The following is a 16,535-nucleotide window of genomic DNA, read 5'->3' on the forward strand; positions in this document are numbered from 1 at the left end:
ACCGAGCCACCGGCCAGCCCGTGACCAGATCCCTGACCGCCTACGACCACTGACCGAGTTAGGACTTACTCATCTAGCCCACGCCAGCGCGGTACTGCAGGAAGCCGTGAACACCGGGATGTGCCTGTCCTGGGGATGGGCAACGTGGGACCCCAGGCCGCTGCACGCCGCGCTGGACACCAAGGCCGGTGTCCTGCCCAGCCCCCAGGCCCTCATGACGCGGGCCGGTCTGCTGGTCCCCGCCGACGTCCTCGACTCGGCACAGCACTTAGCCACGATGTTCGGCATCGGCGAGTCCGCACGATGGGGCATGAGCCCGTTCGGCGGACGCGCCGACCACCCGATCTGGGAACGAGTCAACCCACGGCGATTCCTCACCCCGAACCAGAACGCCTCCTGCGCTCAGGCCATTTTCAGAACGGCTTTCGAGCTTCCCCCGGTAGACCGCATCGCGGTGGGCACAGACGACCCTCGCCACCTCGACGAACTGCTCGCCGCAGTCGAGCTCCCGGTCGACCAGGCGGCGATCGCGCGTTATCGCCAGTTACTGCGGGCCCGGGGCGATCAGGACCGCAGCAGGGGGATAAGCTCGGAGGCCACGCGGCGGGCTGGCTCCAGCAACGGCCCGGAGTAGTCCGCAGGTGCGCCCAGGATTCCCGCGGCGAAAAATAGCATCATCAACTGACCATCCCGGCTGTCCAGATCAGCTTGCCGAACACGCCGAACCTGCTCGGCCAGACCCGGAACCGCCAGCGAGTTCGACCACAGCATCGCTGCGTCGAGCCCCCGGGGCGCCTGGCCCCAGTCTTCCCAGTCCAGGATCCAAAACTCAGGGGCCGTCAGGTTCGGCCAGGCGAAATCTGCGTGCGCGGCAACCCAGCTGTGCACCGTGGTGTCGAGATCGGCACCGAAGACCTTGCCGATCTCGCCGCTGACCCGCTCCTGGGTGATCGCCACCGTGTGCAGCGTCGCCACCCGTGTGGTCTCTGCACGAGCCAGAGAATCGAGCGAGTCGTTCAGCCCCGCCCACCACTGCGGTGTCAGCTGTGGATCATTGGTCAGGATGCCGCCTGGTTTGATCGAGGCAGCGGTTATCAGGTCGGTTTCATCCGCCCGCCACATCACCCCGCGCTCTGGATCGTTCCACGACATACCGGCATGCCAGGCAGGCATCGCGATACCGGTCAGCACCGCGGCTGCCTCCGCACCGTTGAATCCCTGACCGGTGATCTTCTCCCTGCGCCGGACCTCGATGCGAACCCACGTGCCCCGGTCGGTGGGTGTCCCCACCGACCGGCGTTTGCGCACCTGCTTTCCACGATCAAGCTGCACATCCAGTGCATGCTCGACCCTGGCCAGCACATCCTCGTCGAGCTGGGTGCGCAGATCGATCTGTGCCGACGTCCCGATGCGATTGCCTGTCGTCACGACGAATCCCTTGCTGTAGCAGCGTGTGTTGGGGTGTGCGGGTAAGTCAGTGCGCGTCACTGTGGTGGCGTGGTGCCGCGCGGCCGTGTGACTGTCCCGGCCAGATGTTTCCAGCGTCTGATGCGCGGAAGCGGCGAGAGCAGGTCAAGTAATGGCAGGTGCAGCGCGGGGTTGGTAGCCAGGCTGCTGCCGTCTCCCGGTAATGCCCTGCCCCGCAGGTCGGTCGCCACTCCGCCGGCTTCGCTGACGATGACCGGGACTGGTGCCCAGTCCCAGTGCTTTCCGGTGTGCACGGAGACCACGGCGTCGGCGCGTCCTGTCACCAGCATGGCGATGCCGTAGGCGTCGTCCCCGCGATTGCACTGGAGCAGACAATGGGCATGCAACGCGGCCATGAAGTCGACTGTCCAGGTGAAGGTGTGCGTGCCGTGCACCACGGCGGTGCCCAGATGGGTGCAGTTCCCGATACGCACCTGGCGAGCCTTATCGAGATTGGGGTTGGCGCCATGCGCGATCCAGCAGCCCAGTCCGCGTCCGGCGAAGACGAGCTCCTGTTGCATTGGCATGTTGATGACGCCGATGGCGCTGCCGTGCTCGTCTTCGTAGGCGAGCAGATTGGTGAACACCGGGATCCCGTTGGTGAAGAAGCGGGTCCCGTCGATGGGATCGATCACCCATCGACGACCCGAAATGCCCTCGTCTGATCCATTTTCCTCACCGAGGATGCCGTCATCGGGGGTTTGCCGTCCCAGTTCGCGGCGCATCATGTCTTCAACGGCTTGATCCGTTCGTGTGACAACACTGCCATCCCGCTTGATCCGCGCCTGCCGCTCCGCCGTCTGAAACCCCTCCGTTGTAATGGCACCTGCCGCGTGCGCCACGGCAACCGCAAGGGATAGCAAACTTCTGTCGACAGCAGGAAGCTCAGTCTCTGTGGCCATAGGCCCCGCCCCGCGTTCTCTAGGTTAATTCACGTGCACAGTCGGCTGCGCGGCTACACCCTAGTGTTATCTGAACGGTCTGTGTGCCGAAAGCTGGGCCTTCGTCGGCGGCCTCCACCTGACATTGCATCCCCGCGTAGGGAAGGAAGGCGCGGAACGCTGCGAGGAGAGCCGAGGGAGGTCTGCTCGCCGACTGCTGCTCCTCGTTGATGGCATGAGACTTTTGTTGACCGACGGGACCCATCCGGCCCCACACGTTGCCATCCCTCGTAGGGAAGATAAGAACAACAACAAAAACAACAAGGCTTTCCGGTCAGATCGTCGCTTGCGTGTTGCCACTCCTTATAGGGGAGACGAGGACCGCAGCGTCCCAGTCTGCCAGTTGCCAACCCTCGTCGGGACATGCGCACGCCGGGCTAGGGCAGGCTGGCCCGCCAGGTCTCGTGTTGCCACCCCTTTAAGGGACATGAGCGCCGGCCATCTCGCGCAGACCAGCAGCCATCTCCTCGCGTTGCCACCCCTCGTAGGGGGACGTGAGCACCTGCCAGATCGCCTTCGTCTGGTGCGGCACCGCAATCCGTTGCAAGCCCTCGCGGGGAAGATGAGCACACGTGCCTCTGCCCTGCTGGCCCGCCTGCCCAACCTGTTGCCACCCCTCCCAGGGGAGATGAGCACGCGAGAACAGTGCGGACGTCGTCCATGGTCCGCCTTACGTTGCAACTCCTCATAGGGGAGACGAGCACCAGTGAGCAAGTAGATGCCGATCAGCAGGGCTCGTTGCTACCCGTCGTAGGGGAATTGAGCACGAGTGGCTGGCCCGCGGCGACTTCCGCCGGTACATGTTGCCACCCCTCGTAGGGGAGATGAGCACGTCCTGGCCACCGGGGCGGTGCTGGCCACTACCTAGTTGTCACCCCTCGTAGGGGAGGTGAGCACCTGGACGCGGCACAGCACCACCGTGCTCGCCGAGACGTTGCCACCCCTCGTAGGCGAGATGAGCACGAGATCATCCCGCTGAGCGAGCCCTACTCCCCGGCGTTGCCACCCCTCGTAGGGGAGATGAGCACCCGGCTTGACCCCTTTCCCCGGCACCGGCACTACCGTTGCCACCCCTCGTAGGGGAGATGAGCACGTGATCGACCCTCGGCAGGTCCCGCTGTTCGAGGTGTTGCCACCCCTCGTAGGGGAGATGAGCACTCCACCCGGACGGCTTCGGCCGCCGGCCCGCCAGGTTGCCACCCCTCGTAGGGGAGATGAGCACACCGGCGATCAGCGACTTGGCGAGTCGTTCTGGATGTTGCCACCCCTCGTAGGGGAGATGAGCACGGTTCATCCGCCAGTACCGGCAGCGAGTCGGTCACGTTGCCACCCCTCGTAGGGGAGATGAGCACCCGATAGTAAAGGGCAAGATTCGACTCCAGGCTTCCGCACCGGTCAGCAGTTGCACGGTCGTATCCAGGCACTTTCTCACATAGTCGCGAGGTGGATCACAGTTGTGCCTCAGCGCAGCCAGCCTACGCGGCCATTTCGACCTACTGCTTGCAGCCGACCTGTGGTTGCGCAGCAGCAGAAACGCGACGCTGAGCCAGTTGCCCGAGCGCACCGAGCATTAGGCGAACAGTGGATCGCCGGAACAACGGTGCGCCAGGCATGCTCCGTCGTTTCCTCCGGTCTCGGAAGCTGGCGTCGGCCCAGACCGAGTCAGAAGTGAACCGGCGGTCGTGCAACGCCAGGCGGTGGCCTGCTGCAAACCGGCGGTCCGCCTCATGGCCCATCTGCAACTCCAGTTCCACCCATTAGGGTGAACGTGTCGGCGGGCTGGCGACTTGATTCGGCTTGGCTTCCGGGCCAAGTGCCTGCCGTGCCTGATCATCGGCAACGCTGACAAAGACGAGGTCTGAACTGCGGTAATTGACCGCCGTCGCGGATGGCAACATGACCGCTTGTGGTCTGCGTGCCGCTCTTATCTGCCCTGTGAGGGCTTGACATGACCTCGCCAGGAGGGGCTGACAGAGCATCTGCTCTGTCAGCCCCTCCTGCTATCCAGCCTCTGTGCCTACGCCGAGCCGGACCGCTGACACCGGTCGCTCCCATACGAGACGCTGCCGCCTCAAACCGTCACTTGCCGTCCAGGTACGGCGACTGATAGTAGTGACCACGCATCGCGAGATCAGAACCTAAAACCCCAAGCTGTCATCGACCGAAGGAGGTGTGACGGTGAGGCTTCGCTGTCAAGTCTTCACCCGGGCCCAGCAGATCCCCTGGGATGCGCTGATGCCCAAGGGCCGCGGCGTCTTCTACGACGCGCTCCGCGACATCGATCCCGCACTGGCACAGCAACTTCACGACATCGGGATCGGCCCTCGAGGGCTCACCCCGCTGGGCTACTGCCCCCCGCGGTTCGACAAGGCCAAGACCCGTGGAGCGGGCATCTACCGCGCCGGAGGTCAGGGCATCGTGGAGGTCGGCAGCCCTCTGCTGCACATCACCCAGGCACTGGCCGAGGGCCTGACTGCCCAGCGGATCTGGGACTGGGGCGGCGTGGCCCTGCAGGTCGGGACCATCACCCCCGTCCTACCGCCCCGCTTCGCCACCGGAACAGCACTGATGCGCTCCCAAACCCCCGTCATGCTGCGCAGCACCGCCCGCGACGAATCCGGACAGCTGCGCCGCAACAACTACCTGCTGCCCGGCGATCCTGAGTGGGTGCCCTACCTGCAGATCAACCTGCAGCGCAAAGCCGAGGCACTCGACCTAGACCCTGACATCTCCGTGGAGGAGGTCACCTGGATCGGCGCCCGCCGCCGCTTCACCACCAGCGCCACCGGAGCCAAAACCGGCGCCCCGGTCGAGGTACGTCTCTCCGGTGCCCCCGCGACGTTGCAGGCGATCTGGTCCTGGGGCCTGGGCCTCTCGTGCAGCGGCGGATGGGGCTGGGTGCAGGCATGACCACCGTCGCCGAGGACACCCGCTGGCAGATGCTGCCTCAGCTCACCCCGCACAAACTCCAGCGCGTCGGCGCCTTCGCCCTGGCCGAACTAGGCGGCTGCGACCGCCTTGGTGAGCTGACTGCCGAGACCTTCCACACCGCAGTGCAGACCATGACATCCGACGTGGCTGCCACCGCCGGCGCCTCCACCGCCAAAGACCATGTGCTGCTGGCCTACAGCCACTGCCTGTGGCCCAATTCCCCGGTCAACCACCCCACCCGGGCCAAACTCACCATCCCGCAACGCAAGCAGCGCATCCAGACCTGGCGCACCCCTCCGGAGCCCGCCGACTGGCCCGGGGTGCCGTGCGCGCTGTGCGGGCGCGGTGCCTGCGGCTTCTACGGCAAAGTCGACGTGCCCCTGGGCGCCAGCATCTCCCACCGCAACACCACCACCCCCGGCCACGAAGGCATGGCCCTGTGCGTGGGGTGCTGGGCCAGCTTCCACGCCGTGGTCTACGCCAGTGTCCTGGAGGGCGGCCGGGCGACTGTGTTGCACAGCTGGGACGAGGAGTTTCTGGCCCGGGTCACCGCCACCCAGGTCGCCAAGACCCGGCGGATCCTGATGCTGGGCAGCATCACCACTCTGAGCGGCTCCTACGTGCGGGAACAACTGGCCCTGCACAGGGTGCGGGAATTCAACCGCCCTGTTGCCGCCGATGTGGAGCTGCTCATCTTCAGCAACAGCAACAAAGAGCAAACCCTGGACTGCCGAGTCCTGACCGAGCCCGCCGCCCGCTGGCTGCAGACCACCGCCTGGCATCCGCAACGACGCGAGGCCTTCGGCTTCCTCCAGCGTGCCTGCTACACCGCCAAAGTCAGCGGATCCGCGCTGCTGGCCCGGCTGCTGTTCACCACACCGCAACGCTTGCCCGCACGCATCGCCACCTACGTGACCACCGATCTGCAGGAGAACATCCGTGAAGAGACCATCCCGCTGGCCGAGCTGGGCCGCAGCTACCTGGTGGAGGTCTTGATGGCCCCACGTGAGAACGTCGAACGCATCACCGCGCTGGCAGAACGACTCGCCCAGGTGATCATCAATCAGGACGCCACAACGGAACTGAAGAAATTCCAGGTCAGCTTCCGCAAGCCTCGCCGGCTCAGGGAGTGGCTGCGGGCCCAGCGCGAACGCCACTACCTCGCCGCCACCGCCGCCATCACCGCCGACGGGGCCAGCACCGGCTCCGCCCGGCGGCCGCAGGAGGCATTCATGGACTCAGCAGATCTCTGGCTGCTGTTCAACCCCGCACCGGAGTCCGACAGTTGGTTGTACCGCGAACAGTTGCACACTGACACCCTCGCCGCGCTGTTGCGCCATGGCTGGAGCATCGACCCGGCCACCGCCCGCGAAGCCCTGGACTACAGCCAGACCCCCTCCGACGACGCCGACGGTGTCGCTGACGATGTGGAACAGCCATGACTTATCTCGTTGGCCAGATGGTGCTCGACATCAAGGCCGGAGCCCCCAACAACGGCCGAGGCGAAGCAAACGTCGCCTTGGTCAAGCAAATCCGCCTCGGCCGTGACATCCACCCCTACATCGCCGCGCAGGCCACCCGCTATTGGCTGCGCACGTCGCTGCCACCCGAGGAACGCCGCTCCCCGGTCGAGCGTTCCGGTGCCGGTGCCAAGCAGCAGGCCCACACCGCCGGTCGTCCCGACCTCTACCTCGACGATGACCTCCTCGGCTACATGGTCGCGGTCAAGGACACGAAAAAGGCTTGCCAGCGCGACACCGTGCTGGCCACCGGCACCGCGGTCTCGGTCCTGCCACAGCGCCCTACCCATGACTTCGGCACCATGAGCCGGGGATTCGACGGCGCTGACCCGGTGATCCATGAACACGAGCACTACACTGCCCACCTCGCCCAGGACATGCTGCTGGACCTGCCGCGTGTGGGCACCTTCGATCTCTCCGGCACTATCCGGCTGCCCGACCTCGCCCCTGGCATTCAGCACGAGGCCCTCGTCCCGGAGGGGCAGGCACTGCAATTCCGGGGCAACCAATCCTGGCAGCTCCCGCTGGCCGAGCGCCGCCGCCGGGCCGCGGTCCTGCTGGAAACCCTGGCCGCGATGAGGGGCGGAGCCAAACAAGCGCTGCACTACGGCGAGCGCAGCCCAGCGCTAGTGCTGCTGGCCCCGATGAAGGGCGGCAACAACCCCTTCACCCGCATCGTGCGCAACCTCGACAACCACACCACCTTCGACACCCGCGTATTCCGTGAGGAACTCACCGCCTGGGCCGACGAGCTGGACGGCCCTATCCACATCGGCTGGAGTCCCGGATTCCTCGGCGACCAGCGGGAGAAGGTCACCGAGCAGATCAGCGACCTGATCGAGGACGCCACCGTCATCATCGGCCACCCGCGCACGGTGCTGCGGACCCTGGCCCAACAGCTGCGCGACGGTGAGCGTGACGACTGGTTCCAGGACTCCGCCCGGTGACCGAGACCATCCCCGCGCTGGAGGTCACGGTGACCGCGACCGTGACCTCCTTCCGCGACCCCATGTACGCCGCGGTCCAGAAAGGACTGCCCTGCCCGCCGCCGGCCACCGTCGGGGGCATGCTCGCCGCCGCCGCGGGTGGCTGGAACCACGTCCCGGTCACCACCCGCTTCGCCCTGTCCTTCACCGCCCGCGCCGAGGGAACCGACCTGGAGACCTACCACCCCGCCGATGCCCTCGGCCGCTCCACCGACCCCACTCCGAAAGACCGCGAATTCCTCTACGACACCACCCTGACCGTGTGGCTCCTGGACGAGCTCGACCACTGGCACGCCTCGTTGCGGCGCCCGATCTGGCCACTGCGCCTGGGCCGCAGCCAAGACCTGGCCGCCGCTCGCCCACGCCGCACCAGCCTGACCCGAGGGGAGGGCGTCCAAGGACACGCGGTACTGCCCCAGACACCACAAAGCCGCGGAACGCTGCTGCGGTTGGCGACCGCGACCAGCCTCGACCGCCAACACACCCGGTGGGACAACTACCACTACGCCCCCAAGGGCACGGCCGCCCCCATCACCGACACGCTGGTGACCTCCGACGGACAGGCCGTGCAACTGCTGCCCCCGGTCCACCCCGACACCGTGAAGGCCCGTTGACGATGACCGCATCACCTGCGCCGTGGTTGTTGTCGACGGCCACACCACCACTGTCCCTATTGGACTATGTGTGGGCGAAAAGCAGCCCCCTCAAAGGACAACCAGGCGAGCTCCTCACCGAACACAGCCGCACCACTTTGGAATTCGCCTTCCGCATCCGCGACCGCATCGGCGCCATCCCCGGGATGCCACCGAAATTCTGGCTGTGGGTACTGCTGTCCGCGCTCTGCCACGACTGCGGGAAAACCTGCGGCGGGTTCCAATGCCAGATCGGCAACAGCTCCCGGCCGGCTATTCGCTGGGGGGAACGGCACGAGGTCTACTCCCTGGCATTCCTGCCCACCCTGCTTCAAGACCTCGATGATGAGGACCTGCTGTGGGTGGCCACCGGCGTGGCTACCCACCACCGCCCGCTGGACAGCCAGGAACGCGGCACCCGAGCGATCCTCACCCTCTACCCCGAACCCCACGCCGAGGACTTCACCCGCCGCTTCGACCCCGTCGACCCAGACACCGCCCAAGCCCTGCTGGACTGGCTGATCGCCACCAGCGCAAGCTATCGCCTCATTCCCCGGCTCCTGCCCACCGGCGACACCCGGCGCACCACCGCTGAGCTCGGTGCTGCCGCCCACCACCTGCTCCAGCAGTTGCGCGCACGGTGGATGGACCGCCTGCCCCGCTCCCGCCGCGACGATGGCCTGGCTGCAGTCCTGCTTCTGGGCGCGGTGACCGCGGCCGACCACCTCGCATCCGCGCCACGGGCCGAACTGCTGAAGACTCTGCCCATCCTCGGCTACCGGCAGCAGCTCACCCAGCGGCGCTCAAACGAAAACCAGCAGGTGCGCCCCTACCAGTTGCAGGCCGCTGCAGTCTCGGGCCACCTGATCCTGTTGGCCCCCACCGGCTACGGCAAAACCGACGCCGTCCTACTCTGGGGCGAAACCGCCACTACGGAGATAGCCCGGCGCTGTGGCGGACGACCACGCCTGATCTACGCCCTGCCCTACCTGGCCTCCATCAATGCCATGACCCTGCGCCTGGTCGAGGACTTGCACACCCCTGATGTCGGGGTCCTGCATTCCCGGGCCGGGCTGTATCACCTCAACCGCCTCCGCGAAGACAACACCGGCATCGACGAGGACACCGCGGAGGTGGCCGCGGCCGAGCACGCGGTGAAGGCAGTCGAGGCAAGCCGGCAACACCGCGAACTCGTCCGCGTCACCACCCCGTACCAGCTGCTGCGGGGCGCGCTCGGCGGGACCCGCCACGCCTCCACCCTGCTGGATACCGCCACCAACAGCGTACTGATCTTCGACGAACTCCACGCCTACGAACCCCGCCGCCTGGGCATGATCCTGGCCATGATGAGCCTGACAGCCCGTCTGGGCAGCCGGGTCGCAGTGCTCTCGGCCACTCTGCCCACCCGCCTGATCACCCTCATCCAGCGTGCCCTCACCCCACCCGGCAGTCCCGAACCGGCGCCCGTCGTTCTGGATGCCTACCCGCAGCAGGACTGGCCAGCCCGGCACCGCATCAGCCTGCACGAGAAGCACCTCACCGACCCACAGACCCAGCAGGCTATCGCCGCCGACCTGGCACAGGGCAAGTCCGTACTGGTCGTAGCCAATAACATCGCCGACGCCCACTACCTGTATGGGGTGCTGGAGCCACAGTGCACTCAACAACACGGCGCGGGTTCGGCCCTGCTACTGCACTCCCGCTTCCGCGGCATGGACCGCAGCGCCCTCGAAGCCGGCATCCACAAGCGTTTCGGCGCCAACACCGCCACACCCCAGCCTGGCCTGCTGATCGGCACCCAAGCTCTGGAGGTCTCCCTCAACTGCAGCCTGGATGTGCTCTACACCTCCTGCGCCACACTGGAAGCGCTGCTGCAACGGGTTCGGCCGCGTCAACCGACTCGCCCTGCTCACCGGCGCCCTGGTGCACATCTGCGCCCCCGAGTACCGAACCCGCACCGGCGAGCACGGCCTCTACGCCGACGCCGTCTACCCCGAGGAACCGACCCGCGCGACCTGGGAGTTGCTCACCCGCCATGACGGTGAACTGATCAACGAATCCAACACCCGCGGTTGGCTGGATGAGATCTACACCGGAGAGTGGGCCCGGCACTGGGAAGACGCTGTGACCCAATCCCGCGACAGCTTCGCCGAAACCTTGACCTTCCCCCTGCCCTTCGAGGACACCATCGCCCTCACCCAGGACTTCGACCGGCAGTTCGAGGGCATCGAAGCCATCCTCGAGACCGACCTACCCGACTATCTCCGCGACCTCCAGGCTCCCGAGACCACCGCCGCCGGAAAACTGCTGGCCTCCCGCTACCTCATCCCCCTGCCCGAGCGCCTGGCCTATGCCACCACCTACCACAAGGGCGCCGGCGTGCTCACCATCAACGGCGACTACGACCCCGTCTACGGGCTCCGCTCGGTCGCCGGCGACCACAGGAGCAAATACAACCTCGGGGAGATCCTGTGATCAGCAGACAAGACATCGGCGGTGTCCACATCAAGTACCTCTACCACTGCCGTCGCCAACTCTGGCTCTACTCCAGAGGAATCCGCCCCGAGTACCTCAGCGACACCGTCGCCTACGGCAGCGCCGTGCACGACACCACCTACCCCCGATACCGCGAGATCGACCTCGGTGCCGCACGCCTGGACCACCTCGACGGCCAAGCCTGGGTCCACGAAGTCAAATCCTCCCGCACCTCCACACCCGCCGATGCCGCCCAGGCCCGTCATTACTGCTACCGACTCGACCAGCTCGGGGTTCAGGTCCACGGCGCGATCCTTCACCATCCCGCCACCCGGCGCACCCACCGCCTGCCCTACACCGACACCGAAGCCACCCAAGCCGACGCCGACATCACCACCGCCCTGGAGGTCATCACCCAGCCCGAATCACCACCCAAGCCTGGCCGATCCCGCTGTCACCGCTGCAGCTTCCACGACTACTGCTGGACCGACTGATGCCCACTGCCTCCCGCACCTACTGGCTCACCACGCCCTGCCGCATCCACCGCCAGGACAACTCCCTGCGCATCGACCGCGACGACCAGCCGTCCACACACATCCCCATCACCGATGTCCGCGACATCATCGCCGCGGCCCCCGTCGACATCAACACCTCCACCATCGCCCTGCTCAACACTCACCGCATCAACCTGCACCTGCTCTCCCACTACGGCGACTACGCAGGCTCCCTGCTCAGCGCAGACACCGCCACCTCAGGCCACGTCGTACTCGCCCAAGCGCGCCTGGCCGAACAGACCGACACCGCACTGCCCATCGCACGATCCATTGTGGACAACGCCGCCTTCAACATCCGCCGCTGCATCGACCGCCGCCTACTCCACCGCCCCTACGAAGTTCTCACACAGGCCATCCAGCACGCCGACACCATCGAGCAGCTCATGGCCGCCGAAGGAAACTTCCGACGCAGCGCCTGGGAGGTCCTGGACACCAAACTCCCCGACTGGCTCCAACTCCACGGACGCCACCGCCGCCCACCGGCCAACGCCGGCAACGCCTTCATCAGCTACGCCAACGGAATCACCTACTCACGCGTGCTCTCCGCCCTGCGCCTGACACCCCTGCACACCGGAATCGCGTTCCTGCACAGCAGCCTCCACCGGCGCCGCCACTCCCTGGCTCTTGATCTCGCCGAGATCTTCAAACCTCTCTTCGCCGAACGGCTCCTGCTACGCCTGGCCGGCCGCAAGCAACTCAACCCGAAACACTTCGACATCGACACCAACCAGGCCATGCTCAGCGACACCGGCCGCAAACTCCTCATCACGACCATCCGCGACGAACTCGGCACCACCATCGACCACCGCGGCCTCAAACGCCCCGTCGCCTACGACGAACTGCCCTACCTTGACGCACTGACACTCACCCGAACCTGCCTGGAAGGCACGCCCTACAAGCCGTTCCGGATCTGGTGGTGACCACCGGTGTATGTCATCGCGGCCTATGACACCGCCAGCGAACGCAACCCGCAGATCCTGCGAACCTGCCGCAAGTACCTGCACCACAGCCAAAACAGCGTCTTCGAAGGCCCGCTCACACCAGCACAACTACGACTGTTCCAAGCCGAAATCCAACGCCATGTCGATCCCGACTACGACCGGGTACTCGTCTGGACGCTCCCGCCCGGAGCCATACCGGAGAGGCAGTCCTGGGGACAACCAGACCCCCAACCGGACAACATCCTGTAGAAGGACGAGCTGATGTCAGCTTGCCGACGTTGTTGAGTTGCTGTCTAAGTGATCAGTTCAAAATGAGTTTTCGTAGGCAGATGATCAAGCAGGCCAGGCTGAGTATCGCTTGGTGGACGTCGGCTCGGCACTCGGTGCGGACTCGGAGTCGACGGAAGCCCTTGAGCCAGGCGAAGGCGCGCTCCACCGGCCAGCGGACCCTGCCCAGACCGGAGCCGTGTTCGACTCCGCGCCGGGCGATGACCGGGGTGATGCCGCGTGCGCGGACCAGGCGGCGGTACTTGTCGTGATCGTAGCCGCGGTCGGCGTCTGGGCTTGCCGAGCACGCCACGGATCGGAGGAATGGCGTCGATCAGCGGGATCAGCTGGGTGACGTCGTTGCGGTGGCCGCCGGTCAGAGTCACGACCAGGGGGATGCCGGTGGCGTCGGTGATCAGGTGGTGCTTGGAGCCGGGCTTGCGCCGGTCGACTGGGCTCGGCCCGATGTGGTCCCTCTGAGCGTGCGGAGATGGGTGGAGTCGACCAGGGCGGCGGAGAGGTCCAGCAGCCCGGCCACGCGCAGTTCGGCGAGCAGCCGCTCATGCAGTTGCTGCCAGACACCGGCCTCGTGCCACTCGGTCAACCGCCGCCAACAGGTCGCGCCCGAGGTGCCGAACAGAGTGGTGGGTAGCCGGTTCCAGCCGATCCCGGTGCGCACCGCGTACAGGATGACCTCCAACCCGGCCCGGTCGTCGGCACGCCTGCGACCCGGATGACGGAAGCGCCTCGGACGCACCGGGATCAACGGTTCCAGCCGAGCCCACAGCTCGTCGGTCAGGACCTCCTCGCGCATCCCCTAATCTTGAAACGTCCTGTCCTGCTGGCAAAGCCGACACGCCAGCTCATTCTGAACTGATCACTAAGCCCTGTCTGGTGCCTCCAGCGTCGCGGCCCGCGTTAGCGAGTTGGAGGCCAGCGAGGTCCATGAACCTGCCATTGCGACCCCTGATCGGGGAGATGAGGACTTTCGGCACCACCGCTACGGCGCCTGACCCAGCCGTTGCCATCCCTCATAGGGAGATAGGGACTTCTACCCGGTCGGGGCCAGCCCGCGGAATCCGGATGAATTGCCATCCCTCGTAAGGGAAATGACGACAGCGCGACCGAGCTGGACTACCTCGGGGAGTACCTGTTGCTACCCCTCGTAGGGGAGATGAGAACGCGCAGGGCCGCTGGCCTTGGCGTGGAGGAGCTGGCGTTGCCACCCCTCATGGGGAGATGAGGGACCTGCAGAGCCTGCGTCCGGGTCGTAATCCACTGTTCGTTGTCACCCCCCCGTAGGGGAGATGAGGACGTGTCCACCCCTGTGGTTGGCACTCGCAGTCGCCCGTTGCTACCCCTCGTAAGGGAGATGAGGACCGATGGTGACGCCACCGACGCGGGCCTGGTTTACATGTTGCCATCCCTCGTAGGGGAGATGAGGAGCCGGGACGTGGCCAGCGGCGGCCAGGTCATCCTGGTGTTGCCACCCCTCATAGGGGAGATGAGGACCTGCAGCGCAAGACCGGCCGCCTCCGCTTCGGCCAGTTGCTACCCCTCGTAGGGGAGATGAGGACCTGGCGCGGCAGATCGGTACCAGCACGTACACCGTGTTGCCACCCCTCGTAGGGGAGATGAGGACACCCGATCGCCCAGGGCAATGGCGGTGGACTCAGGTTGCCACCCCTCGTAGGGGAGATGAGGACCCGAGCACGAACGCAGCACGGGCCCTGAGCCCGATGTTGCCACCCCTCGTAGGGGAGATGAGGACACCACCCCGACCATCACCCCGCGCCTGGGCTGCGCGTTGCCACCCCTCGTAGGGGAGATGAGGACGCTCGTGATCGTCTGGATGCGATCGTGGATCTGATGTTGCCACCCCTCGTAGGGGAGATGAGGACGCGCGGAGACGCCGGACTGCTGCGGCTGAGCAGCGTGGTTGCCACCCCTCGTAGGGGAGATGAGGACCACCGACCTCCGCCACGGCGACGTGCTCGTCATCGCGTTGCCACCCCTCGTAGGGGAGATGAGGACCCGAGAGTAAAGGGCCGACCAGCCACTGCGGGTGCGTGGCGCACTGCCGTAGCCTACCGCGCTGGCCAGCCTCGATGCTGAGCGGACACAGGCTTGGATAGCTGGCTGCTGGCTGGATGCGTCCCATTTTCAGGCAGGGCTGCAGCGAATCTCCGGTTGTGAACAGGTGTCTGGCGTTTGGTGCCTTGTGTGGGTGGTCTCGGCCCAAATGCGCCCAGGCCCAGGCCGGCATGTGCGCTGGAAAGAGCCGCGATCTGAGACGAAATCGCAGGCGAACGCACCGCCTGGCCCTGCCGTAGGGTCTATCGGCCTCAGCTTCACCGCCTAGCTGACCTTGTCAACCGGCACGGCCAGGGAGCGTTCGCAAGGCAGATGAGAACGGCAGCCCACTGGCGATCGTGCCTGCGTTCCCCTCTCACCGTGACGCGCCGCGAGGCTGGTTGGCCTGCCTGCGGATGCTCCAGCGAGTGCACCTCTGTAACTGTTCTCCGACACTGCTGGCTCGGTGGGTTGCCAGTCTCCTTGGCCAGTTAAGAAAAAGCTGTCATCTAGAACGGGCAAGGTCGGCCAGTAGATCGATGAGCACTCGTTCCTCAAAAAGCGGCCGTTGCGCGGCCCGATCTGGCGAGCGCCGTTCATACCGCCACAGGCAGGATCCTGGCACCAGGGCTGTCAACTGTTCCACAATCGCTTGCCCCACAGGGTCGTCGTCGGCACGGATGAACAACCGTGCACCAGTGGTGGCGAGGCCTGCCAGCAGATGACGAACCGCTCCGCTGGGAACGCCGTTGGTACAGACCAGAGGAAAGGAGCCTGCGGCGAGAGCGTCTGCGGCTGCTGTGACAACAGTGGGGTTCTCACAAACGTACACCCGCCTGTCCTGCCCGCTGAGTTCGTCGTCGAGTGCGAAACCGCCTTGGAGGGAGCGCCAGGTCAGCCAGACCGGCTCCCCAGTCCGGTTGGCCGCGGCGGTGATGCCGCAGGCCGTAGCGGCGCCTGTGAGGGGGAGGTTGAGTGTCAGCACCTTGGAGGACAACGGATCGCAGATGACGCCGAGGGCGTCCCACGCGCTGCGCCACGTCTCAATGTCGAAGTCTGTGCCTTCGGATGCCGTGCTGTCGGCCAGACGCAGGATGTCCACTCCGAGTCGCCCGGAGCGGCGGTCCAGCGCGTGGGGGTCATCAAGCGCGGCGTCAGCGAGCACGCTGAGCATGATCGTGTCGGCTCCCCACGGCAGGTGGCGCCACACAGCTGCGATGGACTGCGCCAGCGCCACGAGTAGCCCGTTGCCGGCGGGCGGCAACCCTTTGCGCCGCAACCAGGTTTCCGCCGCTGTCGAGTCGATGCCGGCTTCGCACAGGGTCACCAGTGCTTGCTGGCGCTCAGTGGCGGCGCTGGCACGCTGTTCGCGGCGTTGTTCACGCCGGTTGTTCAGGTCGCGCCCGAGGAACACGCGTAGCGCCGCGTCGGGATCGAGTCCCTGCCTGAGCATCCTGGCCTTAATCATGTGCGGGGTCACTCCACGGCCAGAGGAGTCCCAGGATGTGCCCAGCAGTGCCCGGACCTCTCGCCGTTCCTGGACGGTCAGCTCAATGGCCAACGTGCTCTGGCCCCAGCTGTGGCCGTCTTCAAGGTGTTCGCACAGCGCGGAGAGGACTTTGGCGGGGCCTGACTGCGCGGCCCAGTCCATGAATCGGGTCACGGCTGCGGAGTCGGGCTCTGGCTGCCGGGTGTCCTCAGTGGGCATGTCGTCCTGGTTCATCGATGCGGCGGGGCGTGTGAGGTGG

13 protein-coding genes, 1 pseudogene and 2 CRISPR repeat arrays are annotated in these 16,535 nt (G+C 66.1%); of the genes and pseudogenes, 10 read left to right on the forward strand and 4 right to left on the reverse strand.

Annotation, left to right across the window (positions count from 1 at the left end; genetic code table 11):
* Positions 1-106 precede the first annotated feature (106 nt).
* A complete protein-coding gene (locus MZC64_RS45830; RefSeq protein WP_247797799.1) occupies positions 107-634 on the forward strand; it encodes a hypothetical protein in 528 nt (175 codons plus the stop codon).
* Here MZC64_RS45830 and MZC64_RS45835 read toward each other — a convergent pair.
* Positions 565-1,428 carry a hypothetical protein gene (locus MZC64_RS45835; protein ID WP_247765995.1) on the reverse strand — a complete coding sequence of 288 codons (864 nt, stop codon included), beginning with the start codon at positions 1,426-1,428 and terminating at the stop codon, positions 565-567. The two genes, MZC64_RS45830 and MZC64_RS45835, sit on opposite strands and share 70 nt — an antisense overlap.
* A 56-nt stretch (positions 1,429-1,484) precedes the next feature.
* A complete protein-coding gene (locus MZC64_RS45840; protein ID WP_247765994.1) occupies positions 1,485-2,369 on the reverse strand; it encodes an inositol monophosphatase family protein in 885 nt (294 codons plus the stop codon).
* Between the two features lie 382 nt (positions 2,370-2,751).
* Positions 2,752-3,760: direct repeats of the CRISPR family, unit length 30 nt; unit sequence GTTGCCACCCCTCGTAGGGGAGATGAGCAC.
* 826 nt (positions 3,761-4,586) lie between these two features.
* Between MZC64_RS45840 and MZC64_RS45845 the strand changes: the two genes are divergently transcribed.
* From MZC64_RS45845 to MZC64_RS45885, 9 genes are all read left to right on the forward strand, one after another.
* Positions 4,587-5,318, forward strand: a complete 732-nt coding sequence (locus MZC64_RS45845; RefSeq protein ID WP_247765993.1) for a CRISPR-associated endoribonuclease Cas6 — start codon at positions 4,587-4,589, stop codon at positions 5,316-5,318.
* Positions 5,315-6,781, forward strand: coding sequence for a hypothetical protein (locus tag MZC64_RS45850; protein ID WP_247765992.1), 1,467 nt, complete (start codon positions 5,315-5,317; stop codon positions 6,779-6,781). Before MZC64_RS45845 ends, MZC64_RS45850 begins: the two co-directional genes overlap by 4 nt.
* The gene (cas7i, locus tag MZC64_RS45855) at positions 6,778-7,806 is read left to right on the forward strand and encodes a type I-B CRISPR-associated protein Cas7/Cst2/DevR (protein WP_247765991.1); all 1,029 of its coding nucleotides are present in this window, start codon (positions 6,778-6,780) and stop codon (positions 7,804-7,806) included. The genes MZC64_RS45850 and cas7i overlap by 4 nt, the downstream gene beginning before the upstream one ends.
* Positions 7,803-8,459 carry a CRISPR-associated protein Cas5 gene (gene cas5 / locus MZC64_RS45860; RefSeq protein ID WP_247765990.1) on the forward strand — a complete coding sequence of 219 codons (657 nt, stop codon included), beginning with the start codon at positions 7,803-7,805 and terminating at the stop codon, positions 8,457-8,459. The genes cas7i and cas5 overlap by 4 nt, the downstream gene beginning before the upstream one ends.
* 2 nt (positions 8,460-8,461) lie before the next feature.
* Positions 8,462-10,516, forward strand: coding sequence for a CRISPR-associated helicase Cas3' (cas3, locus tag MZC64_RS45865; RefSeq protein WP_247765999.1), 2,055 nt, complete (start codon positions 8,462-8,464; stop codon positions 10,514-10,516).
* 85 nt (positions 10,517-10,601) lie between these two features.
* Positions 10,602-10,952: a hypothetical protein gene (locus tag MZC64_RS49035; protein ID WP_247765989.1), complete on the forward strand. Its 351-nt coding sequence runs from the start codon at positions 10,602-10,604 to the stop codon at positions 10,950-10,952.
* Positions 10,949-11,446 (forward strand): CRISPR-associated protein Cas4, encoded by a 498-nt coding sequence (locus MZC64_RS49040; RefSeq protein ID WP_247765988.1) that lies wholly within the window; start codon positions 10,949-10,951, stop codon positions 11,444-11,446. The genes MZC64_RS49035 and MZC64_RS49040 overlap by 4 nt, the downstream gene beginning before the upstream one ends.
* The gene (gene cas1 / locus MZC64_RS45880) at positions 11,446-12,426 is read left to right on the forward strand and encodes a CRISPR-associated endonuclease Cas1 (RefSeq protein WP_247765987.1); all 981 of its coding nucleotides are present in this window, start codon (positions 11,446-11,448) and stop codon (positions 12,424-12,426) included. Before MZC64_RS49040 ends, cas1 begins: the two co-directional genes overlap by 1 nt.
* 6 nt (positions 12,427-12,432) lie before the next feature.
* Positions 12,433-12,696, forward strand: coding sequence for a CRISPR-associated endonuclease Cas2 (locus tag MZC64_RS45885; protein ID WP_247765986.1), 264 nt, complete (start codon positions 12,433-12,435; stop codon positions 12,694-12,696).
* Between the two features lie 52 nt (positions 12,697-12,748).
* Here MZC64_RS45885 and MZC64_RS45890 read toward each other — a convergent pair.
* Both MZC64_RS45890 and MZC64_RS45895 read right to left on the reverse strand, forming a co-directional pair.
* Positions 12,749-13,528: pseudogene (locus MZC64_RS45890) on the reverse strand (IS5 family transposase).
* 149 nt (positions 13,529-13,677) lie between these two features.
* A CRISPR array of direct repeats spans positions 13,678-14,748; the repeat unit is 30 nt; unit sequence GTTGCCACCCCTCGTAGGGGAGATGAGGAC.
* A 544-nt stretch (positions 14,749-15,292) separates the two neighbouring features.
* Positions 15,293-16,510 (reverse strand): TIGR02679 domain-containing protein, encoded by a 1,218-nt coding sequence (locus tag MZC64_RS45895; protein WP_247765985.1) that lies wholly within the window; start codon positions 16,508-16,510, stop codon positions 15,293-15,295.
* Positions 16,511-16,535 lie beyond the last annotated feature (25 nt).

The sequence above is a fragment of the Crossiella sp. S99.2 genome (assembly GCF_023094165.1).
Taxonomy (GTDB): Bacteria; Actinomycetota; Actinomycetes; order Mycobacteriales; family Pseudonocardiaceae; genus Crossiella.